Below are 22299 nucleotides of genomic sequence, written 5' to 3'. Positions count from 1 at the left end.
TCAGCCGGTCAGCCGAAGCTGTGGCGGCCGAAGCCGTTGGCAGCCGATGCTCAGCTCTGGCCGCCGGCCAGCTTCTCGCGGAGCGCGGCCAGCGCCTCGTCCGACGCCAGGGCGCCGGAGTTGTCGGCCGACTCCGAGGAGTACGAACCGCCGCCGGACGCCTGGCCACCCTGCGCCGGGGCGGCGCCGCCCGTCTCGGCAGCGGCCTGCTCGTCCGCCTCGCGCGACTTGATGACCTGCGCCTGGTGCTGCTCGAAGCGCTGCTGCGCCTCGGCGTACTGGGTCTCCCAGGCCTCGCGCTGGGTCTCGAAGCCCTCGAGCCAGTCGTTGGTCTCGGGGTCGAAGCCCTCGGGGTAGATGTAGTTGCCCTGGTCGTCGTAGGACGCGGCCATGCCGTACAGGGTCGGGTCGAACTCGACCACGGACGGGTCGGCACCGAAGGCCTCGTTGGCCTGCTTCAGCGAGAGGCTGATGCGACGGCGCTCGAGGTCGATGTCGATGACCTTGACGAAGATCTCGTCGTTGACCTGGACGACCTGCTCCGGGATCTCCACGTGGCGCTCGGCCAGCTCGGAGATGTGGACCAGACCCTCGATGCCCTCGTCCACGCGGACGAACGCACCGAACGGCACCAGCTTGGTGACCTTGCCGGGCACGACCTGGCCGATCTGGTGGGTCCGGGCGAACTGCTGCCACGGGTCTTCCTGGGTCGCCTTGAGCGACAGGGAGACGCGCTCGCGGTCCATGTCGACGTCCAGGACCTCGACCGTGACCTCCTGGCCGACCTCGACGACCTCGGACGGGTGGTCGATGTGCTTCCAGGACAGCTCGGAGACGTGGACCAGACCGTCGACGCCACCCAGGTCCACGAAGGCACCGAAGTTGACGATGGAGGAGACGACGCCGGAGCGCACCTGGCCCTTCTGGAGGGTGGTGAGGAAGGTCTGGCGGACCTCGCTCTGAGTCTGCTCCAGCCAGGCACGGCGGGACAGGACCACGTTGTTGCGGTTCTTGTCCAGCTCGATGATCTTGGCCTCGAGCTCCTTGCCCACGTAGGGCTGAAGGTCGCGGACGCGGCGCATCTCCACCAGGGAGGCGGGGAGGAAGCCACGGAGGCCGATGTCGAGGATGAGACCACCCTTGACGACCTCGATGACGGTACCGGTGACGATGCCGTCTTCTTCCTTGATCTTCTCGATGGTGCCCCAGGCGCGCTCGTACTGGGCGCGCTTCTTCGAGAGGATCAGGCGGCCTTCCTTGTCCTCCTTCTGGAGAACCAGGGCCTCGATCTCGTCGCCGACGGCCACGACCTCGTTCGGGTCGACGTCGTGCTTGATCGAAAGCTCGCGGGAAGGGATGACGCCTTCGGTCTTGTAACCGATGTCGAGCAGGACCTCGTCCCGGTCGACCTTCACGATGACGCCGTCGACGATGTCGCCGTCGTTGAAGTACTTGATCGTCTCGTCGATCGCGGCGAGGAAGGCTTCCTCGGAACCGATGTCGTTTACCGCCACCTGCGGGGTGGTGCGGGTTGCCTCGGTGCTGCTCGTCATGTGGGAAAGGGCTCCGGTTACGGACATGAAGTCGTAGGTACTGCTACGCCGGGACCCGTTACCGCACTGCAGAAGCCGGACAGCCTCGGAGGCGTTGATCTCTTCCCGAGGGATCGAAAAGCGCCTCGGTGACCGAGGGACATACAACAGATGCGAGCGCGGCCTACTCCGTCTGAGGCGCGCAGGCCCGCAGCGCAACTTGTAGCATACGGGGGCAGCCGGGCATGGTCAATGCACGAAGAGCACACGCGGGACATTTCGTCCCAAACCCGGCAAGTCGCACGGTCCGTGCTGCGACGCGGAGTCCAGCCGTTCCCCACAGCCACAGGTCGATACAGAGAGTACGACGACGCGCCCGATGGTCCAAGAACACATGCCCCGTGCAACCGACGAGCCCGGAACGCCCGGCGCCCCTGGAGATCTCATGGCGACGGCGAGCGAGCCGGAGGAGCCCACAGCCACCCGGCGGATCGCCGACGACGCGGAGAGCAGCCGGGCCAGCCGCGGCTGGTGGGACCGCAACGCGGACGAGTACCAGGAGGAGCACGGCGGCTTCCTGGGCGACGACCGCTTCATCTGGGGCCCCGAGGGCCTCGACGAGGCCGAGGCCGGGCTGCTCGGGCCGGCGGACGGCCTCAAGGGATTGGCCGTGCTGGAGGTCGGGGCGGGCGCGGCACAGTGCTCGCGCTGGCTCGCGGCGCGGGGGGCGCGGCCGGTGGCGTTCGACATCTCCCACCGCCAGCTCCGGCATGCGCTCCGGTTGGACTCCGCAGCGGGCGTAGCGGATACGGCGAGCCCGGCGGGTACGGCGGGCACGGGGTCGATCGCGCTCGTCCAGGCCGACGCCACGGCGCTCCCCTTCCGGGACGCCTCCTTCGACCTCGCGTGCTCGGCGTACGGGGCGATCCCCTTCGTCGCCGACCCGGTGCGCGTGATGCGGGAGGTCCACCGGGTGCTGCGGCCGGGCGCGCGGTGGGTGTTCTCGGTGACGCACCCCATACGGTGGGCGTTCCCGGACGAGCCCGGCCCCGAGGGGCTGAGCGTCGCCGCCTCCTACTTCGACCGCACGCCGTACGTCGAGCAGGACGAGACGGGCCGTGCCGTCTATGTGGAGCACCACCGGACGCTGGGCGACCGGGTGCGGGACGTGGTGGCCGGGGGCTTCCGGCTGCTCGACCTCGTCGAGCCGGAATGGCCCGCCTGGAACGACCAGGAGTGGGGCGGCTGGTCCCCGCTGCGCGGGAATCTGATCCCGGGGACGGCGATCTTCGTGTGCGAGCGGGACTGACGAGCGGGCGCCGGGCGGGGCGTGGCGGGCACGCGCGCGGGCCGCGTCCGCTCTGCTCCGCTCCCCTCTCCTCCTCTCCCCCGCTCCCCCGCTCCCCTCTCCGTCGGCTGACAGGATGACCCGATGACCGTCCGCCGTACGCCCAGCGCGCCCCGTACGCCCCGCACCGACGCGCTCGAAGCGCTTCCCGTACGCGGCGCCGTGCCCGCCCTGCGGCGTGCGCTGGACGCCCGGGGCGCGGCAGTGCTGTGCGCCCCACCCGGAACCGGCAAGACGACGCTGGTGCCCCTGGCGCTCGCCGGGGCGGCGGGCGGCGGGCCCGTCCGGCGGGTGCTGGTCGCCGAGCCGCGGCGGATCGCCGCTCGGGCCGCGGCGCGGCGGATGGCGTGGCTGCTGGGCGAGGAGGCGGCGGGCGGCCGGGTCGGATTCACGGTGCGCGGGGAGCGGCGGGTGAGCCGGGAGACCGTCGTGGAGGTGGTGACCACCGGTGTGCTGCTGCAGCGGCTGCAGCGCGACCCCGAGCTCGCCGGGGTCGACGCGGTGGTGCTCGACGAGTGCCACGAACGGCACCTGGACGCCGATACGGCGGCCGCCTTCCTGCTGGACGTGCGGGCCACCCTGCGGCCCGAGCTCTGGCTGATCGCCGCGTCCGCTACTACGGACGCGGAGGGCTGGGCCCGGCTGCTGGGCGCGGACGGCGTGCCGGCGCCGGTCGTGGCCGCCGAGGGCGTGTCCCATCCGGTGGAGGTGGTGTGGGCGCCGCCCGCGCGCCCCGTCCGCCCGCCGCACGGGATGCGGGTGGATCCCGCCCTCCTCGACCACGTCGCGGCGGTGGTGCGGCGGGCGCTGCGCGAGCGGGAGGGGGACGTGCTGTGCTTCCTGCCGGGCGTCGGGGAGATCGCGCGGGTCGCGGGGCTGCTCGGCGGCGCCGACGCGGAGGTGCTACAGGTGCACGGGCGCGCCCCCGCCGCCGTGCAGGACGCGGTGCTCGCGGGCGCAGCGCCCGCCGCACCGCCGTCACGGCGGCGGGTGGTCCTGGCGACCTCGGTCGCCGAGTCGAGCCTGACCGTCCCGGGCGTGCGGGTCGTCGTGGACTGCGGGCTGGCGCGCGAGCCGCGGATGGACCACGCGCGTGGCCTGAGCGCGCTGACGACCGTACGCGCCTCACGGGCCGCGGCCCGGCAGCGGGCGGGCCGGGCCGGGCGCGAGGCGCCGGGCACCGTCTACCGCTGCTGGCCGGAGGCCGAGGACGCCCGGCTGCCGCGCTTCCCGTCCCCGGAGATCAGCGTCGCGGACCTGACGGCGTTCGCGCTACAGGCGGCGTGCTGGGGGGACCCCGACGCCTCCGGCCTCGCGCTGCTCGACCCGCCGCCGGGCGGTGCACTGACCGCCGCGCGCGAAGTGCTGACCGCGATCGGCGCCGTGGACGGGGCCGGGCGGGCCACGGACCGGGGCACGCGCATGGCCCGGCTGGGCCTCCACCCCCGGCTCGCGCGGGCGCTGCTGGACGGCGCGCCAGAGGTCGGCGCGCGCCGTGCGGCGGAGGCCGTGGCCCTGCTCAGCGAGGAGCCGCCCAGGGAGTACGGCGACGACCTGGCAGCCGCGTGGCGCACCGCCCGGCGCGGCACGGACGCGTACGCCGCCCGCTGGCGCCAGGAGGCGCGACGCCTTGAAAGCGCCGTGAGCGCCGTGAGCGCGGTGAGCGCGGTGAGCGCGCCGCGGTCCGCCGGGCGCCCGGCGAGCGCACCCGGCGCGGGCCCACCGCAACGCGCCACGCCAGGCCCCGACGCGCCGGGCGCGGACAGCCACGACACGAGCGCGCGACCCACCGAGCCCCACGGCGCCCCGGCAGACACAACGGCGCGATACGGCACCACTGACAACACCGCCCACAACGGCAACACACCAAGCGGCGCCGCGCCGGGTGCCCGCGTCGCGGGGCCGGTGGGCGATGACGCCGTCGCGGGGCTGGTCGCCGCGTTGGCGTTTCCTGAGCGGGTGGGGCGGCGGCGGGGGGAGCGGGCGTATCTTCTGGCGTCCGGCACTGGCGCGGAGCTCGGTGAGGGGTCTCGGCTGCGGGATGCGCCGTGGCTGGCGGTGGCGGTCGCGGACCGGCCGGTCTCGGCGGCGTCGGCGCGGGTGCGGCTCGCGGCCGTCGTGGACGAGGAGACGGCCCGTATCGCGGCGTCCGCCCTGTACGAGCGGCGGGAGGAGGTGGGCTGGTCCGGCGGGGACGTCGTGGCGCGGCGGGTGGAGCGGCTGGGGGCGGTGGAGCTGGCGGCTCGGCCGCTGGCCGTGCCCGATCCGCGGCTGGTGCGCGCCGCGCTGCGGGACGGGCTGCGCGACGAGGGGCTCGGGCTGCTGCGCTGGCCCGCCGAAACCGTCGCCTTCCGGCAGCGGCTGGCCTTCCTCCACCGGGAGATGGGCACCCCCTGGCCGGATGTGTCCGACCTGGCGCTGCTGGCGGAGCAGGACGCCTGGCTGGGCCCGGAGCTCGACCGGGCGCGGCGGCGGGCCGACCTGGAGCGCGTGGACACGGCCCGGGCGCTCGCCCGGCTGCTGCCCTGGGCGACCGGGGACGCGGCCCGCTTCGACGAGCTGGCCCCCGAGCGGGTGCGGGTCCCCAGCGGCTCGCGGGTGCGGGTGGACTACGGCCAGGAGCAGCCCGTGCTGGCCGTCAAGCTGCAAGAGCTGTTCGGGTGGCAGGAGACGCCCCGGATCGCGGGCGGGCGGGTGCCGCTGCTCGTACACCTGCTGTCACCGGCCGGGCGCCCCGCCGCGGTCACGGCCGATCTGGCGTCCTTCTGGCGGGAAGGGTACCGGTCCGTGCGCGCCGAGCTGCGCGGCCGCTATCCCAAGCACCCGTGGCCGGAGGACCCGGCGACGGCCGAGCCGACGCGGCGTACCAACTCCCGTCGCTGAACTGCCGGGCCCCGCGCGCCTGTCCCGCGCGTCCCTCCCCCGCGCGCCCGTCGCCGCGCGTCCGTCTCCGAGGGCCCCTCAGCACTGGATGAGGGCATCGAAGCCGCCCGCCGCCGGGAACGGCCGCCCGGCCGGGTAGGGAGCGACCCAGACAAGCGCCTGCTCAAAGGTCATATACGAGCCGCTGTCCGTGCACTGGCCGACCACCAGCGCGTTTCCCCCGCAGCGCCACGCCGCGTAGTTCCACGGCGACGTGCCCTCCTCGTGGCGCACGGTGGCCTCCGGCTCCCCCAGCCGCTGGGTGAACAGGGCGACGGCGGCCCGCCACTGCGCGTCGAAGTGGGCGCGGTCGGTGTCCCGCTCGAAGCGCCACTCGGGGTCGTCGGCGTGGTGCTTTTCCAGCCAGTCGATGTTGCCGCTGAGCCCGCCCGTGGCCAGCTCCTCGTCGAAGTCGTCGGCCTCGTAGTAGTAGCAGAACGGCAGGTGGCACTCCTCGTCCTCCACCTGCTCCCCCGGCGGCGCGGCGAACCATTCGGGGACGACGTAGTGCCCGGTGTTGGTGGCGAAGGCGGCCGCCCAGGCGCCGTCGTTCACCGGCGTCCAGCCGAAGCGTTCGGCGGCGGCCGCGGTGGTGCCGGGCGTCCATTCCAGGCGCGCCAGCTCGACGAGCTGGTCGGCGAGTTCGGGGCTGGGCAGGCAGGTGGTGGTAGGCATGGGCGTACGGTACGGGCACCCACTGACAGTTCCGTCAATCCTGCCAATCTCGCCGGCCCCGCCAATCCCGCCGGCCCGGTCACACCGGGGCGGGTACGGGCTGTGGGGCCGGGGACTCGTCGCGGGCCTCGGTGCCGCTGCCCGGGCGGCGGCCGCGGGCCTCCAGCACCAGGGACAGCGCCAGCAGCCCGGTGCCGAGGACAAGGAAGCCCCAGGGCAGATAGGTGGTGAGCAGGAGGACCAGCTGCCGCTGGGACTTGACCATCTTCACGGTGTGCTCGATGTAGTCCTCGCGCATCTTCACATGGCCGGAGAAGACGGTCACCTTGTCCCGGCCGCCGAGCAGTGTGCCGCCGCGCAGCTCCTCCCGGTGGATCTCCTCCCCCTTGACGGGCGCGCCGGTGGTGGGCTCGACCCAGAACATGCGTTTGGTGGAGTACCAGCGGGTGGTGCCGGCCTTGCGGACGGTCTCGGGGGTGATGCCCTCGACCGGCATGGTCTTCGGCAGCGCCACCTTCGTCCAGGGGATCGTCTGCTCGAAGTAGTAGACCTTCAGACCGCGGAAGTTCTGGGTGCCCTTGTAGTGAATGGGCGCGGAGGTCCTGGTCTGGGCGTCGAAGTAGGTGTAGTCGCGCTTCTCGGTGAGGAAGGGCCACTTGAACTCGATGCCCTCCCGGCGGACCGCGTCCCCGTCGACATGTTCGCCGCCCTGGTGCACCGGGGCCTGGGAGTGGGCGTCGAAGACATAGCGCTCGGGGATCTTGGAGACCATCTTGCCGTCGGGCCCGGCGATGTACGACAGGGCGTCCCAGACGACGACATCGCGCCCGGCCGCCTTCCCTGCCTTCTTCGCCGCGGGCACGTTTCCGCGGAGCGTCTGCACGATGCTGACCTTGGCGACCTTCTTGGGCTGCATGGTGCCGTAGTCGAGGAGGACGGCGGGCTTGGCCTCGAGGACGGCGGTCTGGTACTCGCTGGGCGGGATCTTGGCCAGCCGGGGGAAGGCGTACCAGCGCAGCAGCGGCGACAGGGCGGCGAAGAAGACGGCGAAGGCGAGCAGCACCAGGCTGGCTTTGCGGCGCATGGCGGGATGTCCCTCCCTCGGGGCTCAGGGGTGCTCGGGGACGGTGGTGAGCAGCGGTTTGGGGGAGGTCTTGCCGCTGGGGACGCCGATGGCCGTCACCGTGAAGACGAGGGCGAGGGCGGCGACCAGTCCGATCGCGGCGGCGGCGAGGGCGCGCATGTCTCAGCCTCCGGTTGCTGCGGCGTACGGGGCATCCTGACGGTGCGTCAGGGCTGGGGCACCGTAGCAACGGGGGCTGAAGATGAGAACACGAAGGCGAGAACGCGTGGGAGTGGACGCGTGGGAGTGGACGTCGCACCGCCCCTGGGCCCGGTGGGGGCGCAGGGGCGGTGGGGTGGCGCTCGGTGGCCTCGGCCGGTTACTGGGCCGTGGGCTGGGATGTGGGCTCGGCCGTGGGCTGAGCCGCGGGTTCGGCGACGGTCAGCTCGATGGTCAGGTCCGCGCCGTCGGCGGTGGTGAGGCGGAGCAGGAAGGTGCCCGCGTGGTCGTCGGTGTAGATCTTGGGAAGGATCAACTGCCCGTCGGCGTCCGTCTTCAGGGTGGACAGGGTGCGGATCGGCTGTCCCTTGTCGTCCTTGAAGTAGGGGCCCTTGTCGTTCTCGGTGGGCTTGTCCGTCGCCTTCGCCGCGTCGTCGGCGATCATGGTGGCGGTCACCGCCACACCGGCCGCGGCCTTGCCCTTGTAGGTGGCCTTGACCGCGACCGCGTCGGCGAAGGAGCCGCCGGTCTCGGCCTTGAGGGCCTTGTCGTCGGTGCGGGCCAGCGCGTCGGCCTGCGGCGCGGGGCGGGCCTTGACGGTGGCGGCGAAGTCGGCGGCGGCCACGGTGCGGCCCACGACCGTGACCCGGACGGTGAAGGAGCCGGTAGTCTCGCCCGCGCGCAGCACCGGGGCGGTGGCGGTGCCGTCGCTGCCGGTCATGACGCTGACGCGGGTCGCGTTCCCGGGGAAGCGGGCGTCCGTCTCGCCGCGGATCTCGTACTGCACGCGCACGCCCGCGACCGGCTTGCCGGCCGCGGTCTCGGCGCGGACCCGGGGCTTGTCGGCGAACTGGTCGCCCGCCGTGGCCGTCAGCTCCGTGGCGCCGACGGTCTTGAGCCGGGCGACGGTGGGCGGGGCGGGGGTCTCGGGGGAGGGGGTCTCCGGGGCGGGCGTCTCGATCTCGCCGGAGCCGGTCGCGGGGGGCTCGGGGGTGGGGCTGTGGTCGCCGCCGGGCTTGGTCGGGTCGGGAAGCGGGGTGGGGCGCGCCGAGCCGTTGTTGTCGTTGCCCCCGCCGCTGCCGGAACCGCCGTTGTCCTTGTCCGGGTCGGGCAGCACGCCGGTGCCGTCGGGCACCTCGTGGGTGCCCTTCTTGTAGTACTCGAACCAGGAAAGGACGGTGGCCAGATACTCCTGCGAGTGGTTGTACCCGAGGATCGCCCGGTCCAGGTCTGCCTTGACCGACAGATCACGGCCGCCGGCGCACAGATACGCGCCGGCCGCGAGCGCGGCGTCATAGACGTTGTTCGGGTTCTTCGCGCCGTCGCCGTTGCCGTCCCGGCCCCAGGTGGCCCACGTGGACGGGATGAACTGCATGGGCCCGACAGCGCGGTCGTGGGTGGTGTCCCCGTCGTACGCGCCGCCGTCGGTGTCCGTGATCCTGGCGAAGCCGTTGCCGTTGAGCACCGGGCCCAGGATGGGCGTGTACGTCGTGCCGTCGGCGTCGACCCGGCCGCCGCGCGCCTGGCCGGACTCGACCTTGCCGATCGCGGCGAGCAGTTGCCAGGGAAGGTTGCAGCCGGGCTTGGAATCCTTGAGGGCCGCCTCGGCCTTCTTGTACGCGTCGAGCACGGTCGCCGGTATGCCCGCTTCGGTGACCGCGGTGCCGTCCGGCAGCCCCGGCAGGTCGACGGAGGTGCCGGGCTTGCCGGGCTTCTGCAGGGGCGGCAGATCGGTGTGGTACGACGAGCCGCCGTCGATGGGGGTGTCGGACGGCGGTGGTGGCGGCGCCTCGTCGGCGCTGTCGTGGCGCCGGTCCGGGGCCGTACCGGCGAACCCGGGGGCCTGCGAGGCGGTGAGAGCGGCCATCACGACCGCCGCCACCGCCGTCGTGGCCGCTCCCTTGCGCAGTCGTCGGCCGATGCGCGGTGCCATGCGTATGTCCCCTCCCTGTCGAGCATTGTGCGCTCCCCGGGGGCTCACCCGACTACCGCCGGGAGGCGCCCCCTGCCCCAGCGATCGCTGGGAGAGCTTCAACCCTCGTGACACTACGACAACTTGCCGACTCGCAGCTACCGGTACGTACCGCCCGTATCGCCCCTCGAAGGCGGTCCGTCCGGCTCCCCCTATCTTTGCGGCCCGGCTCGGGAACAGCCCTAATGCGCCGCCGATTCCCAGTCGGGCCCGGCCCCGACGGACACGTCCAGCGGGGCCTGGAGCTGGAAGGCTCCGGCCATTTCCCGGCGCACCAGGGCCTCCACCCGCTCCCGCTCCCCCGGGGCGACTTCCAGCACGATTTCGTCGTGCACCTGGAGCAGCATCCGCGACGACAATTTCTCCTTTGTCAACGCCTCGTCCACCCGAAGCATCGCGATTTTCACGATGTCGGCGGCGGTGCCCTGGATCGGGGCGTTGAGCGCCATGCGCTCGGCCATCTCGCGGCGCTGGCGGTTGTCGCTGTTGAGATCCGGGAGATAGCGGCGGCGGCCGAGCATCGTCTCCGTGTAGCCGGTGGCCCGGGCCTCGTCGACGACCCGCTGGAGATAGTCGCGCACCCCGCCGAACCGCTCGAAGAAGGTGTCCATCAGCTTGCGCGCCTCGTCCGGGGTGATGCCCAGCTGCTGGGACAGGCCGAACGCCGACAGCCCGTACGCCAGCCCGTACGACATCGCCTTGATCTTGCGGCGCATCTCCGGGTCCACCGCGGACTTGGCCACGCCGAACACCTGGGAGGCGACCGTGGTGTGCAGGTCCTCACCGGAGGTGAACGCCTCGATCAGGCCCTCGTCCTCGGACAGATGGGCCATGACGCGCAGCTCGATCTGGCTGTAGTCGGCGGTCAGCAGTGACTCGAAGCCCTCGCCGACGACGAAGCCGCGCCGGATGGCCCGGCCCTCGTCGGTACGCACCGGGATGTTCTGAAGATTGGGGTCGGTGGAGGAGAGCCGGCCGGTGGCCGCCACGGTCTGGTTGAAGGTGGTGTGGATGCGGCCGGCGGGGGCGATGGTCTTGATCAGGCCCTCGACGGTGGAGCGGAGCCGGGCCTGCTCGCGGTGGCGCAGCATGATCACCGGGAGTTCGTGGTCGGTCTGCGTGGCCAGCCAGGCCAGCGCGTCCGCGTCCGTCGTGTACCCGGTCTTGGTCTTCTTGGTCTTGGGCAGGCCGAGCTCGCCGAAGAACACCTCCTGGAGCTGCTTGGGCGAGCCGAGGTTGAACTCGTGGCCCACCGCGGCGTGTGCCTCCTTGACGGCCTGCTGCACGGCCCCGGCGAACTGCTGCTCCATGCGGTCCAGCCAGTCCCGCTCCGCGGCGATGCCCGCCTTCTCCATGCGGGCCAGCAGCGCGGAGACGGGCAGCTCGACATCGCGCAGCAGCTCGACCGCGCCGACCTCGGCGAGCCGCCCGCCGAACGCCTCACCGAGGTCCAGGATCGTCCGGGCCTGGATCATCAGGGCGTCCTGCTCGGCCTGCTCGTCGGTGCCGAAGGCCAGCTGCCCGCTCTCCGCGGCGGCGGCCGGGGACAGCTCACGGCCCAGGTACTCGACCGACAGGGCGTCCAGCGCGAAGGAGCGGCGGCCGGGCTTGACCAGATAGGCGGCGAGCGCGGTGTCCATGGTGACCCCGGCCACGGTCCAGCCGTGCTCGTCGAAGACCTGCATGACGCGCTTGGCGTCGTGCATCACCTTCGGCCGGTCCGGGTCCGCGATCCAGGCGGCGAAGGCCCGCTCGTCGGGCTCGTCCACCGCCGACGGGTCGAAGCAGACGGCCGGTCCCGAGGCGGCGGCCAGGGCGATCTGGCTGACGCTGCCGCTACCCAGCGCCCAGGTGTCGACGGTGGCCAGGCCCAGCGGCCCGGCGCCGTGCCGCTCCAGCCAGGGGGCCAGCTCGCCCGAGCCGATCACCACACCGTCCACCTCGACGCCGGGGCCCGCGGTCGCGGGCTCCTCCTCGGCGGTGCCGGGGTCGACGGCCAGGACGCGGTCCCGGAAGTTCTGGTGGCGGAACTCCAGCGCGTCCATGATCACCGACAGCGCCTGCCGGTCGTACGGAATGCGCTTGAGGCCGTCGGGGCCGGCGGGCAGCTCGACGTCCCGCACCAGCTCGGTCAGCTGACGGTTGAGCTTGACGGACTCCAGATGCTCGCGGAGCTTGTCGCCGACCTTGCCCTTGACCTCCGCGACCCGCTCCACCAGCTCCGCGAAGGAGCCGAACTGGTTGATCCACTTCGCGGCGGTCTTCTCCCCGACGCCCGGGATGCCGGGGAGGTTGTCCGACGGGTCGCCGCGCAGCGCGGCGAAGTCCGGGTACTGCCGCGGGGTGAGGCCGTACTTCTCCTCGACCTTGGCGGGGGTGAAACGCGTCAGCTCGGAGACGCCCTTCGTCGGGTAGAGGACCGTGACATGGTCGCTGACCAGCTGGAACGAGTCGCGGTCGCCGGTGACGATCAGCACCTCGAAGCCCTCGGCCTCGGCCTGGGTGGCGAGGGTGGCGATGATGTCGTCGGCCTCGAAGCCGTCCACCGCGAAGCGGGTGATGTTCATCGCGTCGAGCATTTCGCCGATCAGCTCGACCTGGCCCTTGAACTCGTCGGGAGCCTTGGAGCGGTTCGCCTTGTACTCGGTGAACTGCTCGGAGCGCCAGGTCTTGCGCGAGACGTCGAACGCCACCGCCAGATGCGTGGGCTGCTCGTCACGGAGCGTGTTCGCCAGCATCGAGGTGAAGCCGTAGATCGCGTTGGTGGTCTGGCCGGTGGTGGTGTTGAAGTTCTCCGCCGGCAGCGCGAAGAATGCCCGATATGCCAGGGAATGCCCATCCAGCAGGAGCAGCCGGGGGCGGTCTCCCGCACGGTCGGCGGGCGCGGACGCTGCGGTCTTCTTCGATGCTTTCTCTGCCACGCCCCCGATCCTGCCACGCCCCACCGACAACGCTCCCCGCCTCCCGCCCGAGAACCAGGTGCGCCATGAAAGGATCGGTTGCTCCGTGAAAGGGTCGGAGTGAGGTCCGAGCGCGCAGGGAGAGAGGGAGAGAGCGATATGGCAGCCAAGCCGCCCGCAGGCGACCCGGTGCAGGACGCACCCGAGGTGGCCGCCCCGCAGCACGCCGCCGCCGGGCTGCCCGCCATCGGCCACACACTGCGCATAGCCCAGCAGCAGATGGGCGTGCGCCGCACCGCGCTCACCCTCCTCAGGGTCAACCAGAAGAACGGCTTCGACTGCCCGGGCTGCGCCTGGCCCGAGGGGGACAAACGCCACAAGGCCGAGTTCTGCGAGAACGGTGCCAAGGCCGTCGCGGAGGAGGCGACGCTGCGCCGCGTCACCCCCGACTTCTTCGCCGCCCACCCCGTCGCCGACCTCGCCACCCGCAGCGGCTACTGGCTCGGCCAGCAGGGCCGCCTCACCCAGCCGATGTACCTGCCCGAGGGCGCCGCGTCGTACGAGCCGGTGACCTGGGAGCGCGCCTTCGACATCATCGCCGGGGAACTGGCCGCCCTCGCCTCCCCCGACGAGGCCGTCTTCTACACCTCGGGGCGCACCAGCAACGAGGCCGCCTTCCTCTACCAGCTCTTCGCCCGCGAATTCGGCACCAACAACCTGCCCGACTGCTCGAACATGTGCCATGAGTCCTCCGGCTCGGCGCTGACCGAGACCCTCGGCGTGGGCAAGGGCAGCGTGCTGCTGGACGACCTCCACCAGGCCGATCTGATCATCGTGGCCGGCCAGAACCCGGGCACCAACCACCCGCGGATGCTCTCCGCCCTGGAGCGGGCGAAGGCCGGCGGCGCGAAGATCATAAGCATCAACCCGCTGCCCGAGGCGGGCCTGGAGCGGTTCAAGAACCCGCAGACCCCGCGCGGCCTGGTGGGCGGCGGCACCGCGCTCACCGATCTCTTCCTCCAGATCCGGCTGGGCGGCGACCAGGCCCTCTTCCGCGCCCTGAACCGGCTGATCCTGGAGGCCGCCGAGACCGCCCCCGGCGCGGGCGTCGTCGACGAGGCGTTCGTACGCGAGCACACCCATGGGTTCGAGGAGTTCGCCGCCGCTGCCCGCGCCGCCGACTGGGACGAAACCCTGCGCGCCACCGGCCTGGAGCGGGCCGAGATCGACCGGGCGCTGCGGATGGTCCTCGCCTCCCGGCGCACCATCGTGTGCTGGGCCATGGGGCTGACCCAGCACAAGCACTCCGTGCCCACCATCCGAGAGGTCGTCAACTTCCTGCTGCTGCGGGGCAATGTGGGCCGCCCCGGCGCCGGTGTGTGCCCGGTGCGCGGACACAGCAATGTGCAGGGCGACCGCACGATGGGCATCTTCGAGCGCCCCGCCCCGGCCTTCCTGGACGCCCTGGAGCGGGAGTTCGGCTTCGCCCCGCCCCGCGAGCACGGCCTGGACGTCGTACGGGCCATCCGGGCGCTGCGCGACGGGCAGGCCAAGGTCTTCTTCGCCATGGGCGGCAACTTCGTCGCCGCCTCCCCCGACACCGAGGTGACCGAGGCCGCGATGCGCCGCGCCCGCCTCACCGTCCATGTGTCCACCAAGCTGAACCGGTCCCATGTGATCACCGGCGCGCGGGCGCTCATCCTGCCCACGCTCGGCCGCACCGAGCGCGATCTACAGGGCGGCGGCGAGCAGTTCGTCACCGTCGAGGACTCCATGGGCATGGTGCACGCCTCGCGCGGGCGCCTGGAGCCCGCGAGCGCCGGGCTGCTCTCGGAGCCCGCCATCGTCTCCCGGCTGGCCCGGCGGGTGCTGGGCGCCGAAAGCCGCACCCCCTGGGAGGAGTTCGAGAAGGACTACGGCACGATCCGCGACCGCATCGCGGCCGTGATCCCCGGCTTCGAGGACTTCAACGCCCGGGTGAGCAGGCCCGGCGGCTTCGCGCTGCCGCACGCCCCGCGCGACTCCCGCAGCTTCCCCACTGCCACCGGCAAGGCCAACTTCACCGCCGCCCCCGTCGAGTACCCGCGGGCGCCCGAGGGCCGGCTGCTGCTGCAGACCCTCCGCTCCCACGACCAGTACAACACCACCATCTACGGCCTGGACGACCGCTACCGCGGCATCAAGAACGGCCGCCGCGTGGTGCTGGTCCACCCCGACGACGCGCGCGAGCTCGGCCTCGCCGACGGCTCGTACGCGGACCTGGTCAGCGAATGGACGGACGGCAGCGAGCGCCGCGCGCCCGGCTTCCGGGTGGTCCACTACCCGACCGCGCGCGGCTGCGCGGCCTCCTACTACCCGGAGACCAACGTCCTGGTCCCGCTGGACGCCACGGCCGACACCAGCAACACCCCCGCCAGCAAGTCCGTGGTGGTCCGCCTGGAACCAGGCGACCCCGCTTAGCCGACCCCGCCTAAGCGTTTGCTCAGCCGACTGACAAGATTCGGCCACCGACAGAACGAGGCAGGACACCCGAGCGAATGGAGCAGGACCCCATGGGCGAGCAGACCGGTGTGACGTTCCCGCAAGAGGTCATCGACGAGTACGCGGCGCTCGGCGTGGACCTCCCCGCGCTGTTCTCCGCCGGGCACCTCGGCACCCGCATGGGCGTACAGATCCTGGAGGCCTCCGCCGAGCGCGTGGTGGGCACGATGCCGGTCGAGGGCAACACCCAGCCGTACGGGCTGCTGCACGGCGGCGCCTCGGCGGTGCTGGCCGAAACCCTCGGCTCGGTGGGCTCGATGCTCCACGGCGGCAGCTCCAAGATCGCCGTCGGAGTCGACCTCAACTGCACCCACCACCGCGGGGTCCGCTCCGGCCTGGTCACCGGCGTCGCCACACCCGTCCACCGCGGCCGCTCCACCGCCACGTACGAGATCGTCATCACCGACGAACAGGACCGGCGCGTGTGCTCGGCCCGGCTGACCTGCCTGCTGCGCGAGGCGGGCTCCCCCGAGACGTTCCAGGCCTGACCCCCGAGCCGTTCCAGGCCTGACCGACGCCCGAACCACCGCCGCGCGCAAGGCCGTTGCCCGCCCCACCGGGCCGGCTCTACCGTTTCCCCATGGGGGCATCAACCCGCCGGCCGACCCGCGCGCGGACCCGTCCCGCCGCCGCCTGCGCCCTCGCACTGGCGCTCGCGGCGGCGGCGACCGCGTGCGCCGACCCGGAATCCCGCCCCGCCCCGGCCCCGCGCACCTCGACCAACAGCCCTCGCCCCCAGGCGACTTCACCGGTCCAGCTGTGCTTCAACCTCATCTCGTACTGGGCCGAGCAGGACCTGCTGGGCAGCAAATGGGCCGGGCTCGACTGGGAGCAGAAGGGGCTGTCCAACCAGCAGTACGAGATCTATGACGAGGTCGTGCGCGCCGCGCGCGCGGAGCGCAAGCGGCACGGCACCGCGGCCGCCAGGGAGCTGATCAGGCAGGAGACCCTGCGGCGCTGCACGGACGAGCGCGGCGCGACCCATAGCTCGGAGAACTGGCGCCCGCCGTCATGACCGTCGGGCGTAACACTCCGTAACATTCGCGCAATGCAAAACTAGGTATTGACTTAGACCGAGACCTGTAGTGTCGATCTCTTCGTGTACATGATCGCACGTCAGTCCGCGCATCCACCTTCAGCCCCCCGCACTACTTAGCGGAACTGCAGATTCTCAGTATCCGGACCACATAAATTAGAACGATACGCCCAATTCATCCCTTACGTTCCGCTACACGGACACGCCTTGATGACTTGTGTCATAACAAGAGAGTCACATCATGGCCTGGACCTCTGCCCCCCACTGCGCCCCGCGCTTAGAGTCACAGCCAGTCACCATGTCGTCGGGTGTTAACCCAACATCCGCACGGCCGTTCCAGGACCTCCGGCGAGGACACGGCTCCCGACAGGGGGCCGACCATGGAAAGGATTCCTCGTGCGACACCGTTCCTTGCTCATCATCACCACCGCGGTCACTGCAGGAGCACTCACCCTCAGCGCCTGTGGGTCGCGCGACAAGAGTGATAGCAGCGACGACAGCAACAAGAAGGTCACCGTCGTCATCGGTGTCGACGCCCCGCTGACCGGCTCGCTGTCCGCCCTCGGCCAGGGCATCAAGAACTCGGTCGACCTCGCGACCAAGGTGGCCAACAAGAACAACGAGGTGCCCGGCGTCACATTCAAGATCAAGGACTTCGACGACCAGGCCGTGCCCTCGTCCGGCAAGCAGAACGCCACCTCGATGGTCGACGACGACGAGATCCTGGGCACGGTCGGCCCGCTGAACTCCGGCGTCTCCCAGTCCATGCAGGGCGTGTTCGCCAAGGCCGACCTGGCGCAGATCTCCCCCGCGAACACCAGCCCGGACCTCAGCCAGGGTCCCGACTGGGCTTCGGGCAAGAAGACCCGCCCGTTCAAGACCTACTTCCGCACCGCGACCACCGACGTCATCCAGGGCCGCTTCGCCGCGCAGTACTACTACAAGGACGCCAAGAAGCGGAAGGTCTTCGTCGTCGACGACAAGCAGACCTACGGCGTCGGCCTCGCCAAGATCTTCGCCCAGGAGTTCAAGCGCCTCGGCGGCAAGGTCGTCGGCACCGACCACCTGACCGTCAAGGAGAACGACTTCTCCGGCATCGCCGGCAAGGTCAAGACCTCCGGCGCCGACTCCGTCTACTTCGGCGGCCAGTACCCTGAGGGCGGCCTCCTGTCCGACCAGGTCAAGCAGGCCGGGGCCGACGTCCCGATCATGGGTGGCGACGGCATCTACGACCCCGCCTTCATCAAGGCCTCGGGCACCAGCAACGACGGCGACTACGCCACCTCCGTCGGCTACCCCGTCGAGAAGCTGGCCTCTGCCAAGGCCTTCGTCAAGGAGTACGCGGCCCAGGGCTACAAGGACCCCTACGCGGCCTACGGCGGCTACTCCTATGACGCCGGTTGGGCGATCATCCAGGCCGTCAAGGCCGTGGTCCAGGCCAACGACGGCAAGCTGCCCGACGACGCCCGCGCCAAGATCACCGAGGCCCTGAACAAGGTCTCCTTCGAGGGCGTGACCGGCAAGGTCTCCTTCGACCAGTACGGCGACACCACCAACAAGCAGCTGACGGTCTACAAGGTCGTCAAGGGCGCCTGGACGGACGCGACGAGCCGCACCTTCAAGGACTGACCCCGGACTGCCCCGCAACCGACAACCCCCCAGCCGCGCGGAGGCGCAACAGCGCCCCCGCGCGGTGTCATATCCGACACGCTCATCGGAGGCCCTGCGGTGCACGAACTGCCGCAAACGCTGGAATACGGCCTGACCCTCGGCGCCCTCTACGGCTTGATCGCCATCGGGTACACCATGGTCTACGGCATCGTCCAGCTCATCAACTTCGCCCATGGCGAGATCTTCATGATCGGTGGCTTCGGAGCCCTCACCATCTACCTCTGGCTCCCCAGCGGCACCGCGCTCTCCCTGGCCCTGCCCCTCATGCTGATCGGCGGCGTCGTCGCCTCGGTGGCCATCGCCACGGCCGCCGAGCGCTTCGCGTACCGGCCACTGCGCGGAGGACCCAGGCTCGCCCCGCTGATCACCGCGATCGGTCTGTCCATCGCGCTCCAGCAGGCCGTTTGGGCCTTCTACCCGGACGCCAAGAAGTCGCGTTCCTTCCCGCAGTTCGAGGGCAAGTCCCTGGAGATCACCAGCAATCTGCACATCCAGCGCGGCGATGTCTTCCTCCTCATAGCCGCCCCGCTGTGCATGCTGGCCCTGGGCCTGTTCGTCTCCAAGAGCCGTGCCGGACGCGCCATGCAGGCCACCGCGCAGGACCCCGACACCGCCAAGCTGATGGGCATCAACACCGACCGCATCATCGTGATGGCCTTCGCCATCGGCGGTGCGTTCGCCGCCGTCGCCGCGCTGGCCCACGGGCTGAAGTACGGTCAGATCAACTTCGAGATGGGCTTCATCGCCGGCCTCAAGGCCTTCACCGCCGCCGTGCTCGGCGGCATCGGCAACATCTACGGCGCCATGCTCGGCGGAGTCGTGCTCGGCATCACCGAAGCCCTGGCCATCAAGTACATCCAGGACATCCCGGGCATGGATCAGCTCGGCGGCGGCGCCTGGAAGGACGTCTGGGCCTTCACCCTGCTCATCGTCGTTCTGCTGGTCAGGCCACAGGGCCTGCTCGGCGAACGCGTGGCGGACCGGGCGTGAGGAGGGAACACATGACCACCGACACCAGCAAGACCACGGGCGAGAACACCCACACCGGGACCCGCCCCACCACGCTGCGCGCGATCACCGCCGCCGGCGGCCTCGCCTCCGTCGTCTCCACCTTCCTCGCCTGGACCTGGACCGACGAGTTCCCCGGCGACCTCACCTTCAACGGCTACCCCGGCGGCCTGCAGATCCTCACCCTGGTGCTGGGCCTGGCCACCACCGTCTTCGCGCTCGCCGCCATGGACCTGCGCGGCCTGCGCTGGCTCACCCCCGCCGGCTCCACCCAGGGCCTGCGGCTCATCGCCCTCGGCACCTTCGCCACCACCTGGTTCACGGTCATCTCCATCGCCGTCGACCTCGGCGGCCTGGCCAACTGGGAGCCCGGCGCCTGGGTCGCCGCCGTCGCCACCGTGATTCCCACCGTCGCGGCCTTCCTGCTCCCGGACGACACCCGGCCCCTCAAGCGCCCGGCAGAGCTGCCCTCCTGGGCCGAGATCCTCATCATCGCCATCGTCTTCGCGATCGGGCTCTACGTCGTCAACTATGGCATCCAGACCGACGAGGACAGCCCCGAGCCGTTCATCGGCTATCTGCTCGCCGCGGGCTTCGCCGCCGCCGCCCTCTTCAAGGCCGGGATCATCGCCCGCCTGGGCGCGCTCACCGCGAAGTACCGCTCGATCACCCTCCTCGCGGCCCTGGTGACCGCGGTGGTCTTCCCGTTCACCCAGGACAAGGCCAGCTACACCGAGCTCGGCGTCAACATCCTCATCTTCGCGACCGTCGCCCTCGGTCTGAACATCGTCGTCGGCCTGGCCGGCCTGCTGGACCTCGGCTACGTCGCCTTCCTCGGTGTCGGCGCCTACACCGCCGCCCTGGTCTCCGGGGCCGCCTCCTCCACCATCGATGTCCACCTCCCGTTCTGGGCGGCCATCATCGCCGGCGCGGTGGTCTCGCTGATCTTCGGCGTCGTCATCGGCGCACCCACCCTGCGGCTGCGCGGCGACTACCTCGCCATCGTCACCCTCGGCTTCGGAGAGATCTTCCGCATCGCCGTCAGCAACCTCGACGGCACCTCCGGCCCCTCCGTCACCAACGGGCCCAACGGCATCCCCAACATCCCGCCGCTGGAGATCTTCGGCTTCAACTTCGACGACGAGCACACCGTCCTCGGCCACACCCTCGACTCGAACGCCAACTACTTCCTGCTGATGCTGCTGGTGACCGTCGTCGTGGTGCTCGTCTTCAGCCGCGCCGGCAACTCCCGCATCGGCCGCGCCTGGGTCGCCATCCGCGAGGACGAGACCGCCGCCACCGCCATGGGCATCAACGGCTTCCGCGTCAAGCTCATCGCCTTCGCGCTCGGCGCCACCCTCGCCGGTGTGGCCGGCACCGTCTGGGCCCACGTCCAGACCACCGTGGTCCCCGAGCAGTACGTCTTCGCCGGGCCCGTGCCCCCCAACTCCACCTTCCTGCTCGCCGCCGTCATCCTCGGCGGCATGGGCACCATCGGCGGGCCCCTCCTCGGCGCCACGCTCCTGTTCCTGATCCCCGAGAAGCTGGAATTCCTCCAGGACTACCAGCTCCTCGCCTTCGGCGTCGCGCTCATCCTCCTGATGCGCTTCCGCCCCGAAGGGATCATCCCCAACCGGCGTCAGCAGCTCGAGTACCACGAGACGGGCCAGCACGACGTCCCCGACCAGCCCCAGCTCTCCGGCAACGCCGTCGGCGTCACCAAGGCGGAGGCGTGACAGACATGACGACCACCACCTCTCCCGTGCTCAGCGCCAGCGGCGTGACCATGCGCTTCGGCGGGCTCACCGCCGTACGCTCCGTCGACCTCACCGTCAACTCCGGTGAGATCGTCGGCCTCATCGGCCCCAACGGCGCCGGCAAGACCACCTTCTTCAACTGCCTGACCGGGCTGTACGTCCCCACCGAGGGCCGCGTCACCTACCAGGGCGGCGTCCTGCCGCCCAAGCCCCACCTGGTCACCCAGGCCGGCGTCGCCCGCACCTTCCAGAACATCCGGCTCTTCGCCAACATGACCGTCCTGGAGAACGTGCTCGTCGGCCGCCACACCCGCACCAAGGAAGGCCTGTGGTCCGCCATCCTGCGCGGCCCCGGCTTCAAGCGCGCCGAAGCCGCCTCCAAGGAACGCGCCATGGAGCTGCTCGAGTTCATCGGGCTCGCCGGCAAGGCCGACCACCTCTCGCGCAACCTCCCCTACGGCGAACAGCGCAAGCTGGAAATCGCCCGGGCCCTCGCCAGCGACCCCGGCCTGCTCCTCCTCGACGAGCCCACCGCCGGTATGAACCCCCAGGAGACCCGGGCCACCGAGGAACTCGTCTTCGCCATCCGGGACCAGGGCACCGCCGTCCTCGTCATCGAGCACGACATGCGCTTCATCTTCAACCTCTGCGACCGCGTCGCCGTGCTCGTCCAGGGCCAGAAGCTCATCGAGGGCACCCCCGACGTCGTCCAGAGCGACGAGCGCGTCATCGCCGCCTACATCGGCACCCCCTTCGAGGGCGCGCCGGGCGCGGAGGAGGCCGCCGAGGTCGAGGCGGCCGAGACGCACCAGAGCACCGGGACCGGCGGGAACCCGAAGAGCACCACAGCACGTACGGAGGACGGACAGTGACCGCACTGCTCGAGGTCGAGGACCTGCGCGTCGCCTACGGCAAGATCGAGGCCGTCAAGGGCATCTCGTTCACCGTCGAGGCCGGCCAGGTCGTCACCCTCATCGGCACCAACGGCGCGGGCAAGACCACCACCCTGCGCACCCTGTCGGGGCTCCTCCAACCGCTCGGCGGCTCCGTCCGCTTCGAGGGCAAGCCGCTGACCGGGGTCCCCGCCCACAAGATCGTCGCCCTCGGTCTCGCGCACTCCCCCGAGGGCCGGCACATCTTCCCGCGCCTGACGATCGCCGAGAACCTCCAACTCGGCGCGTTCCTGCGCAAGGACGCCGCCGGCATCGCCGCGGACGTCCAGAAGGCGTACGACCTCTTCCCCATCCTCGGCGAGCGCCGCACCCAGGCCGCGGGCACCCTGTCCGGCGGCGAGCAGCAGATGCTCGCCATGGGCCGCGCCCTGATGTCCCGCCCCAAGCTGCTCATGCTCGACGAGCCTTCCATGGGCCTCTCCCCGATCATGATGCAGAAGATCATGCAGACGATCGCCGAACTGAAGACCCAGGGCACCACGATCCTGCTCGTGGAGCAGAACGCCCAGGCCGCCCTGTCGCTCGCCGACCAGGGCCATGTGATGGAGATCGGCAAGATCGTGCTGTCGGGGACGGGCTCGGAGCTGCTCCACGACGAGTCGGTGCGAAAGGCCTACCTGGGCGAGGACTGACACCCGAACCCGCGTGGCCCCGAGGGCCTGTCCGTACCACGGCGGTACGGACAGGCCCTCGTCCGTCTTT

The 22299-nt window shown here is 71.2% G+C and carries 16 protein-coding genes; 10 read left to right on the top strand and 6 right to left on the bottom strand.

All coding sequences use genetic code 11. From position 1 onward, the window contains the following. Window positions 1-50: 50 nt before the first annotated feature. Window positions 51-1553, bottom strand: a complete 1503-nt coding sequence (gene rpsA / locus ACWY4P_RS40030) for a 30S ribosomal protein S1 (protein ID WP_456205544.1) — start codon at window positions 1551-1553, stop codon at window positions 51-53. Window positions 1554-1977: 424 nt separating this feature from the next. Between rpsA and ACWY4P_RS40025 the strand changes: the two genes are divergently transcribed. Both ACWY4P_RS40025 and ACWY4P_RS40020 read left to right on the top strand, forming a co-directional pair. Then, a complete protein-coding gene (locus ACWY4P_RS40025) occupies window positions 1978-2841 on the top strand; it encodes a class I SAM-dependent methyltransferase (RefSeq protein WP_456205542.1) in 864 nt (287 codons plus the stop codon). Between the two features lie 123 nt (window positions 2842-2964). After that, window positions 2965-5763: an ATP-dependent RNA helicase gene (locus ACWY4P_RS40020; protein ID WP_456205540.1), complete on the top strand. Its 2799-nt coding sequence runs from the start codon at window positions 2965-2967 to the stop codon at window positions 5761-5763. A 78-nt stretch (window positions 5764-5841) separates the two neighbouring features. On the opposite strand, the gene ACWY4P_RS40015 is transcribed toward ACWY4P_RS40020, so the two are convergent. From ACWY4P_RS40015 to polA, 5 genes are all read right to left on the bottom strand, one after another. Then, window positions 5842-6477, bottom strand: a complete 636-nt coding sequence (locus ACWY4P_RS40015; protein ID WP_456205538.1) for a hypothetical protein — start codon at window positions 6475-6477, stop codon at window positions 5842-5844. A 79-nt stretch (window positions 6478-6556) separates the two neighbouring features. After that, the gene (locus ACWY4P_RS40010; protein ID WP_456205537.1) at window positions 6557-7561 is read right to left on the bottom strand and encodes a DUF3068 domain-containing protein; all 1005 of its coding nucleotides are present in this window, start codon (window positions 7559-7561) and stop codon (window positions 6557-6559) included. 24 nt (window positions 7562-7585) lie between these two features. Continuing rightward, complete coding sequence (locus ACWY4P_RS40005) at window positions 7586-7720, bottom strand: SPW_0924 family protein (protein ID WP_385615112.1); 135 nt, start codon at window positions 7718-7720, stop codon at window positions 7586-7588. 199 nt (window positions 7721-7919) lie between these two features. Further along, window positions 7920-9692 (bottom strand): lytic transglycosylase domain-containing protein, encoded by a 1773-nt coding sequence (locus tag ACWY4P_RS40000; RefSeq protein ID WP_456205536.1) that lies wholly within the window; start codon window positions 9690-9692, stop codon window positions 7920-7922. 221 nt (window positions 9693-9913) lie between these two features. Continuing rightward, window positions 9914-12652, bottom strand: a complete 2739-nt coding sequence (gene polA, locus ACWY4P_RS39995; RefSeq protein ID WP_456205535.1) for a DNA polymerase I — start codon at window positions 12650-12652, stop codon at window positions 9914-9916. 138 nt (window positions 12653-12790) lie between these two features. Here polA and ACWY4P_RS39990 point away from each other — a divergent pair, with 138 nt between their 5' ends. The 8 genes from ACWY4P_RS39990 to ACWY4P_RS39955 all read left to right on the top strand — a co-directional run bounded on the left by ACWY4P_RS39990 (window position 12791) and on the right by ACWY4P_RS39955 (window position 22229). Further along, window positions 12791-15091, top strand: a complete 2301-nt coding sequence (locus ACWY4P_RS39990) for an FdhF/YdeP family oxidoreductase (RefSeq protein ID WP_456205534.1) — start codon at window positions 12791-12793, stop codon at window positions 15089-15091. A gap of 92 nt (window positions 15092-15183) precedes the next feature. Beyond that, entirely contained in the window at window positions 15184-15660 is a 477-nt protein-coding gene (locus ACWY4P_RS39985; protein ID WP_456205533.1) for a hotdog fold thioesterase, read from the top strand. Window positions 15661-15752: 92 nt separating this feature from the next. Then, window positions 15753-16187 (top strand): hypothetical protein, encoded by a 435-nt coding sequence (locus tag ACWY4P_RS39980; RefSeq protein WP_456205532.1) that lies wholly within the window; start codon window positions 15753-15755, stop codon window positions 16185-16187. A 417-nt stretch (window positions 16188-16604) separates the two neighbouring features. Continuing rightward, window positions 16605-17837: a branched-chain amino acid ABC transporter substrate-binding protein gene (locus ACWY4P_RS39975; protein WP_456205531.1), complete on the top strand. Its 1233-nt coding sequence runs from the start codon at window positions 16605-16607 to the stop codon at window positions 17835-17837. A 99-nt stretch (window positions 17838-17936) separates the two neighbouring features. Further along, on the top strand, window positions 17937-18869 hold the full coding sequence (locus ACWY4P_RS39970) for a branched-chain amino acid ABC transporter permease (protein ID WP_456205530.1): 933 nt from the start codon (window positions 17937-17939) through the stop codon (window positions 18867-18869). Between the two features lie 11 nt (window positions 18870-18880). Further along, on the top strand, window positions 18881-20623 hold the full coding sequence (locus ACWY4P_RS39965; protein ID WP_456205529.1) for a branched-chain amino acid ABC transporter permease: 1743 nt from the start codon (window positions 18881-18883) through the stop codon (window positions 20621-20623). A gap of 5 nt (window positions 20624-20628) precedes the next feature. Next, the gene (locus ACWY4P_RS39960) at window positions 20629-21516 is read left to right on the top strand and encodes an ABC transporter ATP-binding protein (protein WP_456213220.1); all 888 of its coding nucleotides are present in this window, start codon (window positions 20629-20631) and stop codon (window positions 21514-21516) included. Then, complete coding sequence (locus ACWY4P_RS39955) at window positions 21513-22229, top strand: ABC transporter ATP-binding protein (protein WP_456205527.1); 717 nt, start codon at window positions 21513-21515, stop codon at window positions 22227-22229. The genes ACWY4P_RS39960 and ACWY4P_RS39955 overlap by 4 nt, the downstream gene beginning before the upstream one ends. Window positions 22230-22299 lie beyond the last annotated feature (70 nt).

This window comes from Streptomyces sp. LZ34, from assembly GCF_053890475.1.
This window is presented reverse-complemented; position numbering and strand designations above follow the sequence as displayed.